Annotated in this window: 17 protein-coding genes and 2 tRNA genes; 7 read left to right on the top strand and 12 right to left on the bottom strand. The window is 73.6% G+C overall.

The genetic code is table 11. The features are described from left to right. Positions 1-45: 45 nt before the first annotated feature. Positions 46-1323 (bottom strand): ATP-dependent Clp protease ATP-binding subunit ClpX, encoded by a 1278-nt coding sequence (gene clpX, locus ID804_RS04860; RefSeq protein ID WP_169077874.1) that lies wholly within the window; start codon positions 1321-1323, stop codon positions 46-48. A gap of 181 nt (positions 1324-1504) precedes the next feature. On the opposite strand from clpX, the gene ID804_RS04855 reads away from it, so the two are divergent. The 3 genes from ID804_RS04855 to ID804_RS04845 all read left to right on the top strand — a co-directional run bounded on the left by ID804_RS04855 (position 1505) and on the right by ID804_RS04845 (position 3635). Continuing rightward, positions 1505-2173, top strand: a complete 669-nt coding sequence (locus ID804_RS04855; RefSeq protein WP_169077873.1) for a hypothetical protein — start codon at positions 1505-1507, stop codon at positions 2171-2173. Between the two features lie 80 nt (positions 2174-2253). Beyond that, a complete protein-coding gene (locus tag ID804_RS04850) occupies positions 2254-2997 on the top strand; it encodes a YcnI family copper-binding membrane protein (RefSeq protein ID WP_169077872.1) in 744 nt (247 codons plus the stop codon). After that, a complete protein-coding gene (locus ID804_RS04845; RefSeq protein WP_169077871.1) occupies positions 2994-3635 on the top strand; it encodes a copper resistance CopC family protein in 642 nt (213 codons plus the stop codon). Before ID804_RS04850 ends, ID804_RS04845 begins: the two co-directional genes overlap by 4 nt. Positions 3636-3715: 80 nt before the next feature. Here the strand turns inward: ID804_RS04845 and ID804_RS04840 are convergent, their stop codons facing one another. The 3 genes from ID804_RS04840 to ID804_RS04830 form a co-directional block, all read right to left on the bottom strand. Continuing rightward, positions 3716-4378 carry an ATP-dependent Clp protease proteolytic subunit gene (locus ID804_RS04840; protein WP_169077870.1) on the bottom strand — a complete coding sequence of 221 codons (663 nt, stop codon included), beginning with the start codon at positions 4376-4378 and terminating at the stop codon, positions 3716-3718. Between the two features lie 25 nt (positions 4379-4403). After that, complete coding sequence (locus ID804_RS04835; protein ID WP_169077869.1) at positions 4404-4991, bottom strand: ATP-dependent Clp protease proteolytic subunit; 588 nt, start codon at positions 4989-4991, stop codon at positions 4404-4406. 96 nt (positions 4992-5087) lie between these two features. Then, positions 5088-5678: a hypothetical protein gene (locus ID804_RS04830; RefSeq protein ID WP_169077868.1), complete on the bottom strand. Its 591-nt coding sequence runs from the start codon at positions 5676-5678 to the stop codon at positions 5088-5090. Positions 5679-5790: 112 nt separating this feature from the next. On the opposite strand from ID804_RS04830, the gene ID804_RS04825 reads away from it, so the two are divergent. Beyond that, the gene (locus ID804_RS04825) at positions 5791-6387 is read left to right on the top strand and encodes a GNAT family N-acetyltransferase (protein WP_169077867.1); all 597 of its coding nucleotides are present in this window, start codon (positions 5791-5793) and stop codon (positions 6385-6387) included. 91 nt (positions 6388-6478) lie between these two features. On the opposite strand, the gene tig is transcribed toward ID804_RS04825, so the two are convergent. Together tig and ID804_RS04815 are read right to left on the bottom strand one after the other, a co-directional pair. Further along, positions 6479-7831, bottom strand: a complete 1353-nt coding sequence (gene tig / locus ID804_RS04820; RefSeq protein ID WP_169077866.1) for a trigger factor — start codon at positions 7829-7831, stop codon at positions 6479-6481. Between the two features lie 37 nt (positions 7832-7868). After that, positions 7869-7946 (bottom strand) — tRNA-Pro (locus ID804_RS04815). Between the two features lie 160 nt (positions 7947-8106). On the opposite strand from ID804_RS04815, the gene ID804_RS04810 reads away from it, so the two are divergent. Continuing rightward, positions 8107-8177, top strand: a tRNA-Gly gene (locus ID804_RS04810). 188 nt (positions 8178-8365) lie between these two features. Here the strand turns inward: ID804_RS04810 and ID804_RS04805 are convergent. Both ID804_RS04805 and ID804_RS04800 read right to left on the bottom strand, forming a co-directional pair. Continuing rightward, complete coding sequence (locus ID804_RS04805) at positions 8366-9919, bottom strand: hypothetical protein (protein ID WP_169077865.1); 1554 nt, start codon at positions 9917-9919, stop codon at positions 8366-8368. 48 nt (positions 9920-9967) lie between these two features. Then, entirely contained in the window at positions 9968-10507 is a 540-nt protein-coding gene (locus ID804_RS04800) for an RNA polymerase sigma factor (RefSeq protein ID WP_169077864.1), read from the bottom strand. 113 nt (positions 10508-10620) lie between these two features. Here ID804_RS04800 and ID804_RS04795 point away from each other — a divergent pair, with 113 nt between their 5' ends. Together ID804_RS04795 and ID804_RS04790 are read left to right on the top strand one after the other, a co-directional pair. Then, on the top strand, positions 10621-14454 hold the full coding sequence (locus ID804_RS04795; protein ID WP_169077863.1) for an SCO7613 C-terminal domain-containing membrane protein: 3834 nt from the start codon (positions 10621-10623) through the stop codon (positions 14452-14454). A 123-nt stretch (positions 14455-14577) separates the two neighbouring features. Beyond that, a complete protein-coding gene (locus ID804_RS04790) occupies positions 14578-15066 on the top strand; it encodes a Dps family protein (RefSeq protein ID WP_169077862.1) in 489 nt (162 codons plus the stop codon). 80 nt (positions 15067-15146) lie between these two features. On the opposite strand, the gene ID804_RS04785 is transcribed toward ID804_RS04790, so the two are convergent. From ID804_RS04785 to ID804_RS04770, 4 genes are read right to left on the bottom strand one after another with little or no spacing between them, the layout of a single operon-like run. Next, positions 15147-16634 (bottom strand): amidohydrolase, encoded by a 1488-nt coding sequence (locus ID804_RS04785; protein ID WP_169077861.1) that lies wholly within the window; start codon positions 16632-16634, stop codon positions 15147-15149. Beyond that, positions 16615-17250 carry an FMN-binding negative transcriptional regulator gene (locus tag ID804_RS04780; RefSeq protein ID WP_169077860.1) on the bottom strand — a complete coding sequence of 212 codons (636 nt, stop codon included), beginning with the start codon at positions 17248-17250 and terminating at the stop codon, positions 16615-16617. Before ID804_RS04780 ends, ID804_RS04785 begins: the two co-directional genes overlap by 20 nt. A 9-nt stretch (positions 17251-17259) precedes the next feature. Beyond that, a complete protein-coding gene (locus ID804_RS04775) occupies positions 17260-18273 on the bottom strand; it encodes an Fpg/Nei family DNA glycosylase (RefSeq protein ID WP_169077859.1) in 1014 nt (337 codons plus the stop codon). Between the two features lie 3 nt (positions 18274-18276). Then, a complete protein-coding gene (locus tag ID804_RS04770) occupies positions 18277-18762 on the bottom strand; it encodes a ribose-5-phosphate isomerase (RefSeq protein WP_169077858.1) in 486 nt (161 codons plus the stop codon). Positions 18763-18767: the final 5 nt, after the last annotated feature.

Genomic DNA, 18767 nt, shown 5'->3' with positions numbered 1-18767 from the left:
CGCGGCGAGCGACTGCCCGCGCGGGGCGAAAGCGGCCTAAGGCGGCTACGCGCTCTTCTCGCGCCGCACCGGCCGGCGCGGCACGATCGTCGGCGCGGCGTTCTCGAGCACGGCCTCGCGGGTGACGACGACGCGCGCGACCTGATCGTTCGACGGCACCTCGAACATGATCGGGCCGAGCACCTCTTCGAGGATCGCCCGGAGGCCGCGCGCACCGGTCTGGCGCAGTACGGCGAGGTCGGCGATCGCGTCGAGCGCGTCGGGCTCGAAGTCGAGCTCGACGCCGTCGAGCTCGAACATGCGCTGGTACTGCTTCACGAGCGCGTTGCGCGGCGTCGTGAGGATGTCGATGAGCGCCTCGCGGTCGAGCGGCGACACGGTCGTGACGACCGGGAGGCGGCCGATGAACTCGGGGATGAGGCCGAACTTGTGCAGGTCCTCCGGCAGCACCTCGCTGAAGAGGTTCTTCTCCAGACTCTTGTCGTGCAGCGGGGCGCCGAAGCCGATGCCGCGCTTGCCGGCGCGCTGGCTGATGATGTCCTCCAGGCCGGCGAAGGCGCCGGCGACGATGAACAGCACGTTCGTCGTGTCGATCTGGATGAACTCCTGGTGGGGGTGCTTGCGCCCGCCCTGCGGCGGCACGCTCGCCACGGTGCCCTCGAGGATCTTCAGCAGCGCCTGCTGCACGCCCTCACCCGAGACGTCGCGCGTGATCGACGGGTTCTCGGCCTTGCGGGCGATCTTGTCGACCTCGTCGATGTAGATGATGCCGGTCTCGGCGCGCTTGACGTCGTAGTCAGCGGCCTGGATGAGCTTGAGGAGGATGTTCTCGACATCCTCGCCGACGTAGCCGGCCTCGGTGAGGGCGGTCGCGTCGGCGACGGCGAAGGGCACGTTGAGGCGCTTCGCGAGCGTCTGGGCGAGGTAGGTCTTGCCGCAGCCGGTCGGGCCGATGAGCAGGATGTTGCTCTTGGCGATCTCGACGTCGTCGGCGAGCTGCTCGGCCGCGGTGAGGGTCTGGCGGGCGCGGATGCGCTTGTAGTGGTTGTAGACGGCGACCGAGAGGGCGCGCTTCGCGGGCTCCTGCCCGATGACGTACTCCTCCAGGAAGGAGAAGATCTCCTTCGGCTTCGGCAGCTCGAACTCGGCGGAGGCCTGCTCGTTCGACTCGGCCAGGCGCTCCTCGATGATCTCGTTGCAGAGCTCGACGCACTCGTCGCAGATGTAGACGCCGGGGCCGGCGATGAGCTGCTGGACCTGCTTCTGGCTCTTGCCGCAGAACGAGCACTTGAGCAGGTCGGCGCTTTCTCCGATGCGGGCCATGAGCGCCCTCCTCCCTGGTTGCCCCCGAGCCTAGCCCGCCGCACCGACGTTCGTGACACGCCGCGACTCGGGGTGTCGAGCAAGCCTCCGGCCGGGTCGCGACGGCTTCTCAGCCACCGTTCGGCGGGGCCGCTCCGAACACAGCTCGACCCCGCGCTCGCGGGCGTACCCTGGAAGGACGATGACCATGCACGCCGACCTGGCCGCCCGCCGCTCGCGCGTCGCCGCGGCGTGGATCGTCGCCCTCATCGTCACGGTCGTCGCCGCGAGCGCGCACACCCTCGCCGGTGGCGCACCCCCGCACCTCACGGCGCTCGTCGTCGCGGGGCTCGTCTCCGGATTCCTGGGCATGGCGGCGCTCTCGGCCCTGCGCAGCGGCGCGCTCTCGCGCCTCGGCCTCGCCGGCCTCGTCGCCCTCGACCAGCTCGTGCAGCACGCGGCGTTCACGCTGCTGGCGCCGGCAGGCGGCGGTGCGGCCGCAGCCTCCGCGGATGCCGTGGCCGGCCACGCGGGGCACGCCGCGCACGCCGCGCCCTCCGCCGCGATCGCGGCCACGGGCATCCCCCTCGACGCAGCCGCGCCGGCCCTCATGGGCGCGCACCACGCGCTCGCGGCGATCGTGTCGTTCATGCTGCTGCGCCGCGGCGCCGCCGCGATCGCGGCTGCGCTCGAGGCGCTTGAGCTCGCGCTCACGCGACTCGTGGAGCCGGTCGCCGCGACCGCGCTCCGCTCCCCCGCTCGCGCGCCGCTCGGCGCCGTCGAGCACCCCCTCGCCCTCGTCGTGGTCGTGCTCGGCGGGTCGGGTCGGCGCGGGCCGCCCGTGCTGGGGCTCGCGCGCGTCGCGCGCTGAGCATCCCGCGACCCCTCTCTCACCGCGCACCAGCCGGCATCCGACGATGCCCGTGCGCACTCTCAGCAAGGAGCACGACCATGACCGCTTTCCGCACCAGCACCATGCGCGCGGACCGCGCTTGGCTCGCCGCACTCGCCCTCGCCGGCGGCACCGCCCTCGCGCTCGCCGCGCCGACCGCGGCCCTCGCCCACGTGGGCGCGTCGAGCGACTCGACCGCTCCCGGTGGCCGCGCCGTCGTCACCTTCTCGGTGCCGCACGGCTGCGAGGGCTCGCCGACGCGCGTCGTCACGATCGACATCCCCGAGGCGATCCCCGCCGTGACGCCGACCATCAACCCGCTCTGGACCGTCGAGAAGGTCATGGTGCCCCTCGACGAGCCGATCGAGACCGAGTACGAGACGCTCACCGAGCGCGTCGGCCAGGTCGTCTACACCGCGATCGACGCCCCCCTGCAGGACGGCTACCGCGACACCTTCGAGCTGCAGCTCACCCTGCCGGAGGGCGAGGCGGGCGAGCGCATCGAGTTCCCGACGACCCAGACGTGCGAGGTCGGCACGGCGACGTGGGCCGGTGAGGATGCGCCCAGCGTGACCCTCACCGACGCCGTCGCGGCCGACGAGCACGGCGCCGCTGACGCGCACGCCGACGGTGCGGCAGAGCACGGCGACGAGGGCTCGACCGAGCTCGCCTCGTCGAGCACCGCCGTGGCGGCCGCGCCGGGCGATGACCTCGTCGCACGCATCCTCGGCGCGCTCGGCCTCGTCGCCGGCACCGCGGCGCTCACCCTGGCGCTCGTCCGCCGGAAGGGCGCGACCTCGTGACCGCCGGCGTGACCCGCTCGCGGCGCGCCGTCGCCGGGCTCGGCGCCCTCGCGGGCGTCGCGCTCGCGGTCGGCCTCGCCTCGCCCGCGGCGGCGCACGACTACGTCGTCGACTCCACGCCCGCTGACGGCGCGACGATCACCGAGCTGCCCGCGGCGTGGACGGTGACGGCCAACAACCCGCTGCTCGAGCTCGACGGCAACGGCAGCGCCTTCGCGATCGTCGTCACCGACGCCGAGGGGCGGTACTACGGCGACGGCTGCGTCGAGGTGGAGGGGCCGACGATGTCGGCTCCCGCCGCGCTCGGTGAGGCCGGCGAGTACTCGATGACCTTCCAGTACGTCTCGAGCGACGGCCACACGCTGTCGGACACCTACGCCTTCACCTACGCGCCGACGGGCGACGCCGTCGTGAGCGAAGGCTCGACCGAGCAGCCGGCATGCGGCGGCGAGGCGAGCGGTGAGGCGACGGCGGGCTCCGGCTCCGGCTCCGGCGAGGAGCCCGCGACGGGCGCGGCCGGCGATGAGGGTGCGGCGGTGCTCGGTGCCGTCGCGTGGATCGGTGGGGGCATCCTCGCCGCGGCCGCCGTCGCGACGACCATCGTGCTCGCGAATCGACGCCGACCCGCCGGCGACTGAGCGGGCGAGAACGACGCGGGCCCCGCATCCGGTAGTCGGATGCGGGGCCCGCGGTCGTTCGCGCGTCGGCGCCGGTGACGTCAGCTCGCGGTGAGCGCCGGCAGCGTCTTGCGGCTCGTGAGCACCTGGTCGATGAGGCCGTACTCCAGGGCCTCCTCCGCGATGAGGATCTTGTCGCGGTCGATGTCCTTGTTGACCTGCTCGACGGTGCGGTTGGAGTGCTTCGAGAGCGTCACCTCGAGCCACTCGCGCAGGCGCGCGATCTCCTTCGCCTGGATCTCGATGTCGCTCGCCTGGCCGCGACCCGCGTCACCGGTCGCCGGCTGGTGAATGAGCACGCGCGCGTTCGGCAGCGCGAGGCGCTTGCCGGGCGTGCCGGCGGCCAGCAGCACCGCCGCGGCCGACGCCGCCTGGCCGAGCACGACCGTCTGGATCTGCGGGCGGATGTACTGCATCGTGTCGTAGATCGCGGTCATCGCCGTGAACGAGCCGCCGGGGCTGTTGATGTACATGACGATGTCGCGATCGGGATCCTGCGACTCGAGCACGAGCAGCTGGGCCATGACGTCATCGGCGCTCGCGTCGTCGACCTGCACGCCGAGGAAGATGATGCGGTCCTCGAAGAGCTTCGCGTACGGATCCTGACGCTTGTAGCCGTAGGCCGTGCGCTCCTCGAAGCTGGGGAGGATGTAGCGGCTGCTCGGCATCGCGAGCGGGGTGCCGCCGAGGTTCGGGGTCTCCATGTCTCTCTCTTCTCGTCTCGCGCGATCAGCTGTGCTCGGTGCCGCCGCCGCCGACCACGTCGGAGGCCGAGGCGCGGATGTGGTCGACGAAGCCGTACTCGAGCGCCTCGTCGGCGTTGAACCAGCGGTCGCGGTCGCCGTCCGCGTTGATCTGCTCGACGGTCTTGCCCGTCGCCTCGGCGGTGATCGCGGCGAGGCGGTGCTTCATGTCGGTGATGAGCGCGGCCTGCGTCTGGATGTCGCTCGCCGTGCCGCCGAAGCCGCCGTGCGGCTGGTGCAGCAGCACGCGCGCGTTCGGCGTGATGTAGCGCTTGCCCTTCGTGCCGGCCGTCAGCAGCAGCTGCCCCATCGAGGCGGCCATGCCGATGCCGACCGTGACGATGTCGTTCGGCACGAACTGCATCGTGTCGTAGATCGCCATGCCCGCCGTGATCGAGCCGCCCGGGCTGTTGATGTAGAGGTAGATGTCCTTCTCGGGGTCCTCCGCCGCGAGCAGCAGCAGCTTCGCCGCGATCTCATTGGCGTTCTCGTCGCGCACCTCCGACCCGAGCCAGATGATGCGGTCTTTGAGGAGTCGGTCGAAAACGCTGTTGGGCATTGCCGGTTCGGCCATGGGGATGAGCTCCTGTTCGTCTCGTGAGTCGAATCTACAGAAGCTGAACCGCCCGCCCGGCCGTGTTCGCCGTGGGCAGAGCAGGTGTCGCGAGGGCTACTCGTCGGCGACGGAGATCTCGTAGTACGAGCCGTCGAACAGGGTCACGGTGGCGATGAGCACCCCCATGTACGAGGCGGTCTCGTAGCTGCAGCGCACCTCCTGACCCTCGAAGATCTCGATGTCGGCAGTGCCGCAGTCGACGGTCGCCTCCTCGCCGGTCTGGTCGGTGACGAGGCTGGCCACGAGCTCGGTGAACGCGGCGGCCGACTCCAGGGCGGGTTCCGGCGCGGCCGGGTCGCTCGGCTGCGCCGCGCTGCCGACGACCTCGATGCCGTAGTCGGCGCCGTCGACGCTCGTGATCGTGACCGTGTACGTGCCGGAGGTCTCGCTCGCCTCGTCGAACCCGGCGCACTCGACCGCGGTGCCGACCTCGAGCGGAACGTCGTCGGTGCCGCAGTCGATGTCGACGTCGAACCCCTGCTCGGCGACGACGCCCTCGGCGGCGGTCGCCAGCTCGTCGGCCGTCACCGAGGTCGGCTGATCGACGCGCACCGCTCCGCTCGTGTCGACGTCGGCGGCGCATCCCGCGAGGAGCGGCGCCGCGAGCAGTGCGAGGAGGGTCGGGGCGATGATGCGAGCGTTCACGAGGGGCCTCTCGAGGGGTGGGGCGAGGGCGGTGCAGGACTGCTCGCACGCTACTCCTGCGCGCGATACCCGGCAATGCGCGGCGTGCGGCCCGCCGGGCTACCGTGGCGGCATGGTGCGCTTCCGAGCTCCGATCGCCGCCGATCTGCCCGCCCTGTACCGCGCGTGTTTGCTGACCGGGCGCGCGGGCGACGACGCGAGCGCCGATCACGACGACCCCGACCTGCTCGGCCACCTGTGGGTCGGGCCGCAGGCGACGTTCGACCCGGCGCTGTGCGACGTCGTCGACGACGAGCGGGGCGTGGCCGGGTACCTCGTCGGGGTGGGGTCGACCTCCGACTTCGAGGCGTGGTGCGAGCAGCGGTGGTGGCCGGGGCTGCGCGAGCGGTATCCGCTCGGGGTCGCGCGGCGCGAGGCCGACGAGGCGCTCGTGCGCAGCATCCACCGCCCCGAGGTCACGCCGGCGGCGATCACCGAGGTGTTCCCGGCGCATCTGCACGTCAACCTGCTGCCGCGCGCGCAGGGGCAGGGCATCGGGCGGATGCTCATCGAGCGGCTCGTCGACCGGCTGCGGCAGCGCGGCATCAGCGGCCTGCACCTCGGGGTCGACGCCGACAACGCCCGAGCGATCGCGTTCTACCGGCATCTCGGATTCGCGGAGGTCGCCGTCGAGGACGACGGCGGGCTCATCCTCGGCCTGCGGCTCTGAGGGGCGGCGCGGGGCGGTCTCGCGCTCCCTCGCTCACGCGAACGGGCCCGGAGCGCGAACGCTCCGGGCCCGTCGTGCGACGGCGGATCGACTAGTGGTCGTGGCCCTCGTGGTCGTGGTCGTCGCCCTCGTCGTCGACGACGACCGACTCGGCGACAGGCGCCGTCGCGGCGGCCGTAAACGCCGACAGGTCGACGGTCTCGCCCTTGCTGTCGACGACCTTCGCCTTGCTGAGGGCGATCGAGAGCGCCTTCGAGCGGGCGACCTCGCCGACCATCTGGGGGATCTGGCCGTTCTGGTCGAGGATCTTGATGAACTCGCCCGGCTCCATGTTGTACTGCGCGGCGCCCTGGATGAGGTACTGGGTGAGCTCCTGCTGGCTCACTTTCACCTCCTCCTTCTCGGCGAGCGCGTCGAGGAAGATCTGGTTGACGAACGTCTTCTGCGTCGACTCGGTGACCTCGGCGCGGTGCACGTCGTCCTCGAGGCGGTTCTCGTTCTCGAGGTGACGGTGCACCTCGGTCTCGACGAGCGCCTCCGGCACGGGGATCTCGACCTGCTCGAGCAGCTTCTCCAGCAGCAGGTCGCGGGCCTGCGCGCCCTGGCCGAAGGCCTTCTGGCGCTTGACCTGCTCGCGGATGTCGTCGGTCAGCTCGCCGATCGTGTCGAACTGGCTGGCGATCTGCGCGAACTCGTCGTCGGCCTCGGGCAGCTCGCGCTCCTTCACCGACTGCAGCGTGACCTCGATCTGCGCGGTCTCGCCCTCGTGGTCGCCGCCGAGCAGCACCGACTCGAACGTGGTCGTCTCACCCGCGCTGAGCGAGTCGAGCGCCTCGTCGATGCCCTCGATGAGCTGGCCGGAGCCGACCTCGTAGGAGATCGAGTTGGCCGTGTCGACCGTGGTGCCGCCGACGGTGGCGACGAGGTCGACCTGCACGAAGTCGCCGCTCTTGGCGGGGCGGTCGACGGTGACGAGCGTGCCGAAGCGGCTGCGCAGGTTCTCGAGCTCGGCCTGCACCTCCTCGTCGGTCACCTCGGCGGCGTCGACGGTGAGCTCGATGCCCTCGTAGGCGGGGATCTCGAACTCGGGGCGGACATCCACCTCGATCTCGACCTTGAGGTCGCCGGAGAAGTCCTTCTCGCTCGGCCACTCGGTCACGTCGGCCGAGGGGCGGCCGAGCGTGCGCAGCTTGTTCTGCTGCACCGCGTCGCGGAAGAACGTGTCCAGACCCTCGCTGACGGCGTGGTTGATGACCTCGCCGCGGCCGACGCGCTGGTCGATGATGGGCGGCGGCACCTTGCCCTTGCGGAAGCCCGGGATGTTCACCGACTCGGCGATGTGCTTGTACGCGTGCTGGATGCTGGGCTTGAGCTCGTCGGGCGTCACCGTGATGGCGATCTTGACCCGCGTGGCGCTGAGCTTCTCAACCGTGGACTGGACCAATTGGGGTTTCTCCTGAAGGTTCTGGGGCTGGTGGGTCTGGTCGGGGCGACAGGATTTGAACCTGCGGCCTCCCGCTCCCAAAGCGGGCGCTCTAGCCAAGCTGAGCTACGCCCCGATGACTGGCGACCATCGACCAGTTGGGCGGAAGACGCGAGGTCGAACGCAAAACGGCCTCGGCAAGTCTAGCCGAGGCCCGGGCGCGCGCCGCCGGGCCCGCCGGGGCGGCCGAGCCGATGCGATACGCTGGCACCCGCACGCGGCCGGAACGGCCTCGTGGGGATGTAGCTCAATGGTAGAGCCTCAGTCTTCCAAACTGATGGTGCGGGTTCGATTCCCGTCATCCCCTCTGTACTAGTGGGTTGGCCGCCACTCCTGCGGCGATCGCCCCGTTGCAGCGGATCGAACGCCCAGGCCCCGGCCGACGCCGACTGCGCTCGGGCTCGACGCGAGCCAGGGCCCGCACACCACACGGTTCACGGCACAGCACACGCTCGGCGGCGCAGTGTGTGCCCGAAACGGTGGTGCGTGCGGCGCTTACTCCTCCGCGGGCAGGGGCATCGGCTCGATGCGGTAGTCGATCGGCTCGGGCAGGGCGATGACGCCCTCGACGAGGGAGACGACCGAGCTCCACCAGCCCTCCTCCATCGGGTAGGCGTAGCCGGGGACGAGCCAGGCGTTCCCCTCCGAGTCCCACATGAGCAGCAGCGTCGCCTCGGCCTCGTCGAGCGTCACGACCTCGACCTCGGGCGTCGGCAGCGGTTCCGGCGTGGGCTCGACGATGGGCTCGCTCGGGTCGATCGGGCTCGGGTCGACCGGCGGCTCGCTCGGCTCGGCCGGCTCCGTGGGGTCCACGGGCGCAGGGTCGGTCGGCGCCGGGTCGATAGGCGCAGGCTCGGCGGGCTGCTCGGGCGCGCTCGGCTGCTGCGGGTCGACGGGCTCGACCGGCGCGGGCTGCGGCTCGATCGCACCGCCCTCAGTGCCGGCGGATCCGTCGACGCCGCCCTCGGGCATCCCCTCGCTCGTGACCGCGCCGTCGCGCGCCATCTCGGCGATGCCGACCATGCCGCCCTGGTAATCGGGGCCGGCGGCGCCGAACCAGCGGCCGTCGGCGAGGCGGGAAACCGCGTCGCGCTCCGAGACGGTGCCGAAGTCGCCTCGGTCGACGACCTCGACCGCGTGGCCGTAGGCCCACGCGATCTCGCCCGTCGGGCCCCACGCGATCGACCAGTCGAGCGCGGTGGTGACGCCGTCGACGACGAGGTTCGCGCTCGCGACCGTCTGCCAATCGTCGGCGGTTACGCGGATGCTCGATGCCTCGACGTCGAGTCCGGTGGCGGCGAGCAGGTCGGCGGCCTGGCCGCGCGCCTCATCCTCGCTCGGCATGACGCCGTCGGCGGGCTGCTCGGGCTCGCACTGCTCGGTGATCGGCTGGTCGGCGGGGGCCTCCGCCGAGCCGTCGGCGGGCTCCTCGCCGGTCGAACCGGGGGCGCTGCACGACCACCAGCCGCTCGCGGCGGGGTCGTTGTACCACCAGCTCGCGGTGCCGGCCCAGGTGATCGTGAGCGCGGGTGCCGTGCCGTCCTCCGGGCCGACGACGTACGAGGGGTACGCGTCGTCGTAGTAGCTGGAGCGCTCGGCGTCGCCGGTGAGCCCGAAGACGTCGGCGAGCTCGGCGAGCGTGCCTTCCGGCGTGCCGCGGCGCTCGAGGGCGTAGACGCCGCCCGAGCCGCCGCTGGAGCCGAGGCCGTCACCGGCGACGTACTCGTACTGCTTCCACACGCCGATGCGGAGGTCGGACGACTCGGCGGCGGCGCCGAGCGTCGCCTGCTCGGTCGCGCCCGCCGCGGTGAACAGCGGCGCTCGGGTCTGCCACGGCTGGGCGACGACGAGCGCGCCCGCCGTGACGGCGGCGACCGCGGCGACCGACGCACCGGAGGCCCGCAGCACACGACCGTGGTTGATGAGGCGGGGGGCGCGGCGCGTGGGCGCCTCGGTCACGAGGGACTCGGACAGGGCCGGGGCGTTCTCGCCCCCGGCCACGGCGCGGCGCAGCCGGGCCTCGACGTCGTCGTGCGGAGTGCTGTTCATACCCGGTCTATGTCGAGCCGGGGTCGTATCTTTCGCGCGCGGTCGCGATCAGCCCGCTGTGCCGCCCCGGGCATCCCCCGGCGTCTCGTCGGCATCGCGCGCCTGCGCGCGCTCGAGCGCCTCGGCGAGCGCCTTCTTCGCCCGATGCAGGCGCACGCTCACGGCGTTGGGCGTGATCGCGAGGGCGACGGCGATCGCGCTCACCGGGATGTCTTCGAGCACGGCGAGGGCGAGCACCTCGCGGTCGCGGGGGCGCAGCTCCTCCCACGCCCGGGCGAGGGCGAGGTCGCCGAGCACGATGTCCTCCGTGCTCGGGGCGGAGTCGGGCGCGGCGAGGATTGCGAGCGCGCTGAGCCGCGAGGCGGCGCGACGCCGGTGGTTGGCGACGAGGTAGCTGGCGATGCGGTACAGCCACGGCAGCTCTTCGCCCTCGGTCACGGCGGCCCGCTTGCGCCAGGCGATCGCGAACACGTCGGCGGCGAGGTCGTCGACGGCGTCGCGCTCGACGCGGCGCGCGAGGTAGGCGCTCACGGCCGGCAGGTAGCGGGAGTAGACGGCCGCGAACTCGTCGGCGGTCGCGGGGGGCATGGGCACAGTCTGCCGCGGCGGATGCTCCTCCCCAGGCTTTGCGCGGCGCGGCGATTCACAGCCCCTGCGCCGGGCACCGCGGCCGGGTGGTGCCGCGCCACTAGGTTGACCGCATGAGTGCCGCCCCGCCCGTGCCCCCGAGCGCCGCCACCCCCCAGCCCGCGGAGCCCGCCTCGTCGCCCGTCGACGCCGACCGCGAGCGGCGCGACCTCGACGTGCGATGGGCCGGTCGCGTCGTCTTCCCGCGCTCCCCCGCCGAGCTGCGCTCCACCTCGATGTGCCCCGCGTGCCAGGCACCGCTGCGCGACGCCCGCTGCCCGCGCTGCGCGCTCGACCTCACGCACGCGGCCGCGATCGAGCTCGCCGAGGTCTCGCAGCGCGCCGCCGATCTTCTGGATGCCCGCGTCGCCCTCATCGGCCGCATCCGCCGAGAGACCACGGCAGCGACCGCGGCCTCGGCCGCGACGGCGAGTACCGACTCGGCTCCCTCCGGGCAGCCCGCCGCCGCGACGACGACCGATCCCGCGCTCGCGCCCGCTCTCGCGCCGCCCATAGTCGCGGCCCCCGTCGCCTCGCGCTCGGGCCGATCGGGGGTGCAGGTCGCCCTCACAGTGGTGGGCATCAGCTTGCTGGCGGTGTTCGCGATCTTCGGCGTGGTCTACGCCTTCGTCACGTTCGGCGAGGGCGTGCGCTTCACGATCATCGCCGCGGGCACCGCCGCGACCCTCGCCGCCGCAGCCATGCTCGCGCGGCGCGGCCTCACGGCGACAGCGGAGGGCGTGGCGCTGCTCGGCACGCTCGTGCTCGTGCTCGACGCCTGGGCGCTCCGAGCGAGCGACGCCGCGGGGCTCGGCGCGCCGAGCGAGTCGGCCTACTGGGGCGTCGCGCTCGCCGTCATCGGCGTCGTGTGCGGCGCATGGTCGCGCTGGGGGCGCCTGGGCGGCCCGGCGCTCGCCGCCGTTGCGCTCGCGCCGCTGGGCACCGCGCTGCTGGTCGGCGACGCCACGACGTCGCTCGACGCCGCGATGGGCTCGACCTTCGTGCCGGCGGCGAGCACCGCCCTCGGAGCAGCGGCGGCGATCGCCGTCGCTGCGGCCCACCCGCTCCTGCGCCGCCCGCAGCGACCCGGGCTGGCGCTCGTCGTCGCGGCCGTCGCGACCGCCGTCGCCGGGTTGCTCGCGATCATCGGGCTGGGCACTCTCACGGCGGCGCTCGGCTCCGCCGCGGCACCGACGGTGCTGCTCGCGGCCGTGCTCGCCGTCACCCTCGCGCTGCACGTCGTCGTGCTCGGTCGTGCGGCCGAGGATGACACGACCGTGCCGCAGGAGGATCTGCCCGTGCACGCGCGCGTCGTGCCCGCCACCGCACGCGTGCATCGGGTGCTCGCGGCGATCGTCGCGGGCCTCGCTGTCGTCGTCGCCGTGCTCGGCTCCCTGCTGGGCTCCGCCCGGTGGGAGGAGCCGTCGGTGGCGCTCGCGGTGCCCCTGCTGCTCGCCGTGCTGCTCGTCGTCGTGCTGGAGCCCCGCAGCGCGAGCAGCGAGGCCCTGGCCGGTCGCACGGTCGGTGCTCCGATCGTGCGCGCGGGCGCGCTGCGTGCGGCGCTGCTCACCGCCGCGGCGCTCGCGGCGATCGCGGGAGGGGTGGCCGGGGTCGTGGCGCTCGGCGCCCCCCTGGAGGCCGCCCTCGCGAGCACCACGCCGTTCGCGATCGGGGTCGACAGCACGATCGTGCAGCCTGAGCCGGGCGTCGTCATCGCGATCGCCGCGCTCGCCCTCGCGGCGGGCGTGCTCGCGGCCGGCTGGGCCGCTCGAGGCCGCCTCCGCGAGCGAGCGCGCGGCCTGGCACCGCTGCTCGGCGCCCTGCTGGTGATCGCCGTACCGCTGCTCGAGACGTGGTGGGCGGTCGTGGCCGCCTCCAGCACGCTCGCCCTGCTCGCCGCGGTCGCCCTCCATCGCGTGGTGCACCTGCCGGGGCGCGACGATCGTCGCGCGCTCGTCGCCGGCCTGTCCCCGGTCGCCGTCGGGGGCGCCGTGCTCTCGCTGCTCGTGGCTCCGGCGGTCGCCGGTGCGTGGATCATCGGCGTCGCCGTGGCGCTCATCACGATCGCTGTCTGCCGCGCGCTCCCGGCGCGCCGCCCCGTGCGCGCCGTCGCCGTGGCGCTCGGCGGGGGCATCGTCATCGCCAGCGCCTGGCCCGCGCACGCCGACCTCGCCGCGGCGGCGGTGTCGGTCTCGATCGGCTCGCTCGTGGTCGCTCTCGCGGCGCTCGTCGTGCTCGTCTCCGCCCTCGGCGCGCTCGTGCCCCAGGAACGCCGGGCGGCGTCCGCCGTGGCGCTCGTCGCGGGCACGCTGGGCGTGGCAGCGCTCGGTGGAGGGATGCCCGACGCCGTGCCGATCGACGCCGCCGCGCGCACCGCGGGGGCCATCGCGCAGGTCATCGCGAGTGCACTCGCCCTGATCGCCCTGGTCGCGGTCGTGCTCCGCGCTCGACGGAGCGACCGGGCGGTGTCGGCGGGCTCCGACGATCGGCGGGTCGAGGCGCTCCTCGCCGCGACGCTCCTCGGGCCTGCGGCGGTGCTGCTCGCCCTCTCCTCGCTCTCCGCCGCTGACAGACTGCCCCGCGGCACCGGCGAGGTGGTCCCGGCGCTCGCGCTCGTCGCCGTCGCCGGCGCCTCCCTCACCGCGGCACTGCGCCCGACGGCCCCGACGGCCCCGACGGCCCCGTCGCCGGGTGCGCTCCGTCGCGCCGCGGATGCCGGAGTCGGGGTCACGCTCCTGCTCGTCGTGGCCTCCGCCGTCGGTGCGGGGCTCAGCGACCCCGGGTTCGGCACGGTGCCGAACCCGCTGCTGCCGCTCGTGCTACTAGCTGCGGCCGTGGCCGTGCTGCTCATCGCCGTCAGTCGCGACGGGCTCGTGGGCTCCGGGTCGCGGCGTCGGCGCCTCGGCTGGGTCGCGCTGGCGCTCGGCGTCGCGGCCCTGTGGGCGCAGCTCGTGCGCGAGGCGGTGCGCGAACCCGAGCCCTTCGCGCTGCCCGTGGCCGGGGCGCTGCTGCTGCTCGCGGCGTGGATCGCTCGGTCGGGCCGCGGGGCGCGCGGAGCATCCGCGCTCGTCGGCGGAGGACTCGTGCTCGCGGGCGTGCCGATCGCGCTCGCGAGTGGCGACCAGCCGCTGCTGCGCGGCGCGGTCGCGGCGGTGGTCGCGGGTGGGCTCGCCCTGCTCGCCGCACACCGGCGCGCGAACCTCGAGCGCCTGCCGGGCAGCGCGCTCGCGGTCGCGGGAGCGACGCTGGCCACCCTCGCCGCCCTCACCATCGCGCAGACCACCGCGCTCGTGGGGTCACCGGTCGGCACCGACGAGCAAGTGCGCGCCGTGCTGCTCGTCGTCGTGCTCGCAGACGTCGGTCTCGGAGCGTGGTTCGCGGCACGCAGCCGCGAGGCGTGGATCGTGACCGCGGGCGGCGTGGGGCTCGCCGCGCTCGCGGCGGGCGCGCTCGGCATCGCGGGCATCGTCGACCCCGTCGAGCTGCTCAGCCTGCCGCTCGCCCTGGCCCTGCTCGCGATCGGCACGCTCGCGCTCGAGCGCGACGACCACACCCGCAGCGGCCGCTGGCTCGGGCCCGGGCTCATCGCCCTGCTCGTGCCCTCGCTGCTCGCCGTCGAGCGCGACCCCGAGCTGTGGCGCGTCGTCGCGCTCGGCATCGTCGCGACCGCCGCCTTCGTCGGCGGCGTCGTGCGTCGGCTGCGCGCGCCCGTGCTCATCGGCGGCAGCGTCCTGCTCGTGCACCTCGTCGTGCAGAGCTGGCCGCTGCTGCGCACGATCGGCGAGAGCGTCGAGTGGTGGCTGTGGCTGGGGCTCGCCGGCATCGCCGTCGTCGCGATCGCCGCCCGGTACGAGCGCCGACTGCAGGATGCCCGGGCCCTCGTGCGCCGCATCCGCGACCTGCGCTGATCCAGCTCGTCACCTGGGAGCCGCGTGGGAGTCCGCTCCACGAGCGGAGCCACCGGCCTAGCGTGGAGGCGGTGCCCACGAGCGCGCCGACCCCACCGACCGACGAAGCGAAAGGACCACGCCATGACCGACGTGACCTCGGCCCCCGAAGCGACCACCGACCCCGACATGGTCTCGGGCGTCGCCCAGTACCTCTCCCCCGTCGTCGTCGACCTCAACGCGCTCGCGCTCGAAGGCAAGCAGGCCCACTGGCACGTGCGCGGGCCCAACTTCATCGGCGTGCACGAGCTGCTCGACACCCTCGTCGACCACGCTCGCGAATACGGCGACACCGCCGCCGAGCGCATCGTCTCGCTCGGGCTGCCGCTCGACGCCCGCACCCGCACGATCGCCAAGAAGACCAGCGTGCCGCAGGTGCGCGAAGGCTTCGCCCGCAGCGAGGACTTCATCGCCGACGTCATCGCCTGCATCGACGCCGCGCTCGTCAGCCTGCGCGCCGCGATCGAGGGCCTCGAGGAGATCGACCCCGTGAGCCAGGATCTCGCTATCGCCATCACCGCCGACCTCGAGAAGGACCGCTGGTTCCTGTTCTCGCACATCGCGGAGGCCTGAGCCGGGCATCCGACGCCTCGTACCATCGCGAAGGGCCGCGCACCGAACGGTGCGCGGCCCTTCCGCGTGCGCAGCGAGCGCTAGGAGCGCGCGAGCTGCGGCAGCGCGGCGTGCGTCACACGGCCGCCGAGCAGCGTGAGGGCGACGGGCATCGCGCGCAGGGCATCCCCCGACGCCGTCAGCGGGTCGGACTCGACCGCCACCAGGTCGGCGCGCTCGCCGACCGCGACGAGCGTGCGGGTGGAGGCGGCGAGCGCCTCCGCGGGCGTGATCGCCTGCTCGCCGTGGAACGGCTCGCGGCCGTCGCGCGAGCGCGAGGTCGCTGCCGCGATCGCCACCCACGGGTCGAGCGGCGCGACGGGAGCGTCGGAGCCGAGCACGATGCGCGCGCCGGCGTCGAGCAGCGAGCGCAGCGCGAAGGCGCGGCGGGTGCGGCCCGGCCAGTAGCGCTCGGCAACGTCGCGGTCGTCCATCGCGTGCTCCGGCTGCACGCTCGCCGTCACACCGAGCGCCGCGAAGCGCGCAAGGTCGGAGTCGTGCAGCAGCTGAGCGTGCTCGATGCGGCCGCCGCGGCCGAGCTTCTGGAAGACGTCGAGCGCGACCTTGTTCGCGCCGTCGCCGATCGCGTGCACCGCGAGCTCGAACCCGGCCTCCGAGGCGCGGGCCAGCAGCGGGTGCAGTTCGCACGGCGGCACCGTGAGCAGCCCGTACGGGTGCTCGGTCTCATCCGGGTACGGGTCGCAGCAGTAAGCGGTGCGCGTGTTGAGCGAGCCGTCGGTGATGACCTTGAGCGGGCCGACCGACACCGTGTCGCTCACGACCGCGCCCGAGCGCAGCCCCTGCTCGATCGCGCGGTCGAGGTGCTGCGGGTAGACGCCGAACTCCACGCGCAGGGCGTCGAAGCCGCCTGCGACGCGGCGGCGCCAGTCGTCGAGATTCCAGCGCATCTCGAGGTCGACGACGCCGACCACGCCGCGCGCCGCGGCCTCGCGCGCCGCCTCGGCGACCCACGCATCGAGCACCTCGTCGGGAGCACCGTCGAGCTGGCGCGTGACCGCGAAGGCGGCCTCCTCGCGCAGCAGCCCGGAGGCGCGCGCGGCCTCGAGCTCGGCCGGCGCGACGTCGGCGCCGTAGCGCGAGAGGGCGCTCGTGTTCAGCCAGGCGCAGTGCACGTCGGCGCTCACGAGCACCACCGGGTGCTCCGGGGCGGCAGCGTCGAGCAGGGCGGCGGTGGGCGCATCGGGCCACAGGCCGTCGCGGAACCCGGCGCCGACGATCGTCTCGCCCGGCGCAGCCACGGCAGCGGCATCCGCCACCCGATCGGCGGCCTCGCGCGCGCTCGACGCCGTCGAGAGGTCGACCCGGCGGCGGTGCTGCGCCCACTGCGTGAGGTGCACGTGCTCGTCCCACAGGCCCGGCAGCAGCCAGCGGCCCTCGAGGTCGACGACGCCGTCACCCGGCGCGATCGTGCCGGCCGGGTGGATGCCCGTGATGACGCCGTCACCGATCGTCACGTCGATCGGCGCGTGGCCCCCCAGCGGGCGGGCGTCACGGATGGCGCGGATCATGCAGTCTCCTCATTTCGCGGGCGAGAGCGGGGCTCGCGTAGGCCCCGTCGCCCTCGAGCTCGCCGACGATGCGGTCGACGACCTCGGGCTTCTTGTTCTGGCTGAGCTTCGCGCGCGCGTCGAACCGGGTCACGCGCAGGCGGATGCCCACCGTGCCCTTCGCGACGCGCGCACTGTACTCGGGGTCGAGGTGCAGCCCGCGCGGAGCATCCACGTGCTGCTCGAAGTGGTCGGTGAGCCGCGAGAGCACCCGCAGGTTCTCGTCGTCGCTCAGGATCTCGGGCGTGCCGTACAGATGGGCGGTGACGTGGTTCCACGTCGGCACGATGTCGCCCTCGGCGTACCACGACGACGAGATGTAGCCGTGCGGCCCCTGCACGATCACGAGCACCTCGTGCTCGCCGAGCTCGTGCAGCTGCTCGTCGGGGCGCCCCACGTGGCTGACGAGCACGATGTCGTCGCCCGTCGACGCCTCGTCGTCGAGCAGGAACGGGTAGTGCGACGCCACGAGCCCCCGCTCGGGCACGTGCGACACGATCGTCGCCCACGGGTGCTCGCGCACGAGGCGGCGCACCTCGTCGGGCTCGGTCATGAGGAAGTGGGGCGTGTGGCGCATGCGTGACCTCTACACCTGGCAGCTGGGGCAGTAGTAGAGCTTGCGGGCGGCGGCGAGCTCCATGACGATGTGCGTGCCGCACACCCGGCACGGCAGGCCCTCGCGCTTGTAGACCCAGTGCCGGTCGGCGCGGTTGCGCAGCGCGAGCCGGCGGGCCTCCTCGTCGAGGCCGTCCATGGTGAGCATCTGGCCGGTGTCGACACCGACGCCGAGCAGGTAGCGCCAGTCGCGCCAGAGGCCCCGGATCACGTCCTCCGGCAGGGTCGCGCCGAGCGCGTGCGGGTCGAGGCGCGCGCGGAACAGCAGCTCGGCTCGGTAAACGTTGCCGATGCCGCTCACGACCGACTGGTCCATGAGCAGCAGCCCGATGGGCACGCGGCGGCGACGGATGCGCTCGAGCATGCGCTCCTCACCCGCGTCGGCGTCGTCGACGAGCGGGTCGGGCCCGAGCTTGTCGATGACCTGCTGCACGCCGGCGGCGTCGAGCACCTCGCACGCGGTCGGGCCGCGCAGGTCGGCGACGGCGCGCTCGGTGAGCAGGCGCACGCGCACGGCGCCGACCGGCTCGGGCGGGAATCCCGCGAGCGCCAGGTCGTCGAGCTCGCTCTCGACCTCGGCCTCGGCCATCCGCAGCCGGGTGCGGCGGGGGGCGCCGATCGACGACAGCGACTCCTCGTGGGCGCCGACGACGGTCGTGGGGCCCGGGTCGTCGTCATCGGATGCTCCGCGCATCCCCGTCTGCCCCATGCGGCCGCGCGCCGCCCGCGTCGTCGCGTCACGGTGCACGTCGCCGCCGAAGTCCCACGCGCCGTAGATGCCGAGGTGGACCCGCAGCCACACCGCGTCGTCGAACTCAAGGAAGAGCTGCTTGCCGACCGCCTTCGCGTCGGTCATGACCCGGCCGTCCAGCAGCGCGGCGCCGTCGGCGAAGCGGCCCTGCGGCGAGGAGGCGCGCACCCGGTCGCCGACGAACGCGCGGCCGAACTGGCGCGCGATGCGGTGGACGGAGTGACCCTCGGGCACGGCTCAGACGATGTCGTGGCCGGCGATGCCGCCCGTCGTCTCGTACTCGGCGAGCTGGGCGATGCGGCGGGCGTGGCGCTCCTCGCCGGGGAACGGGGTGGCGAGGAAGACCTCGATGAAGCGCAGCACCTCGTCGACCGAGTGCTGGCGGGCGCCGATGGCCATGACGTTGGCGTCGTTGTGCTCGCGGGCGAGGGTCGCGGTCGCCTCGCTCCAGACGAGCGCCGCGCGGGCGCCGCGCACCTTGTTGGCCGCGATCTGCTCGCCGTTGCCGGAGCCGCCGAAGACGATGCCGAGCGCCTCGACGCCGGCGTCGAGGTCGCGCACGACGGCGCGGGCGGCGTTGATGCAGAAGCTCGGGTAGTCGTCGAGCGGGTCGTAGTCGGCGGGGCCGTGGTCGTGCACCTCGTGCCCGAGGCTCGCGACGTGCTCGCGCACCGTGCGGCTGAAGTCGAGACCGGCGTGATCGGTGGCGACGTGGATGCGCATGGGCT

Origin of the sequence: Microcella alkalica (genome assembly GCF_014595885.1) — a bacterium.
GTDB lineage: Bacteria > Actinomycetota > Actinomycetes > Actinomycetales > Microbacteriaceae > Microcella > Microcella alkaliphila_B.
Note: the sequence above shows the minus strand (reverse complement) of the source record. Positions and strands in the feature narration are given on the sequence as shown.

Bases quoted from the DNA above. Each gene is read 5' to 3' on its own strand.
- ID804_RS04855 (WP_169077873.1), top strand. From the start codon at position 1,505: ATGACCATGCACGCCGACCTGGCCGCCCGCCGCTCGCGCGTCGCCGCG.
- ID804_RS04780 (WP_169077860.1), bottom strand. From the start codon at position 17,250: ATGCGCCACACGCCCCACTTCCTCATGACCGAGCCCGACGAGGTGCGC.
- clpX (WP_169077874.1), bottom strand. From the start codon at position 1,323: ATGGCCCGCATCGGAGAAAGCGCCGACCTGCTCAAGTGCTCGTTCTGC.
- ID804_RS04770 (WP_169077858.1), bottom strand. From the start codon at position 18,762: ATGCGCATCCACGTCGCCACCGATCACGCCGGTCTCGACTTCAGCCGC.
- ID804_RS04795 (WP_169077863.1), top strand. From the start codon at position 10,621: ATGAGTGCCGCCCCGCCCGTGCCCCCGAGCGCCGCCACCCCCCAGCCC.
- ID804_RS04805 (WP_169077865.1), bottom strand. From the start codon at position 9,919: ATGAACAGCACTCCGCACGACGACGTCGAGGCCCGGCTGCGCCGCGCC.
- ID804_RS04825 (WP_169077867.1), top strand. From the start codon at position 5,791: ATGGTGCGCTTCCGAGCTCCGATCGCCGCCGATCTGCCCGCCCTGTAC.
- ID804_RS04840 (WP_169077870.1), bottom strand. From the start codon at position 4,378: ATGGAGACCCCGAACCTCGGCGGCACCCCGCTCGCGATGCCGAGCAGC.
- ID804_RS04800 (WP_169077864.1), bottom strand. From the start codon at position 10,507: ATGCCCCCCGCGACCGCCGACGAGTTCGCGGCCGTCTACTCCCGCTAC.
- ID804_RS04790 (WP_169077862.1), top strand. From the start codon at position 14,578: ATGACCGACGTGACCTCGGCCCCCGAAGCGACCACCGACCCCGACATG.
- ID804_RS04835 (WP_169077869.1), bottom strand. From the start codon at position 4,991: ATGGCCGAACCGGCAATGCCCAACAGCGTTTTCGACCGACTCCTCAAA.
- ID804_RS04785 (WP_169077861.1), bottom strand. From the start codon at position 16,634: ATGATCCGCGCCATCCGTGACGCCCGCCCGCTGGGGGGCCACGCGCCG.
- ID804_RS04850 (WP_169077872.1), top strand. From the start codon at position 2,254: ATGACCGCTTTCCGCACCAGCACCATGCGCGCGGACCGCGCTTGGCTC.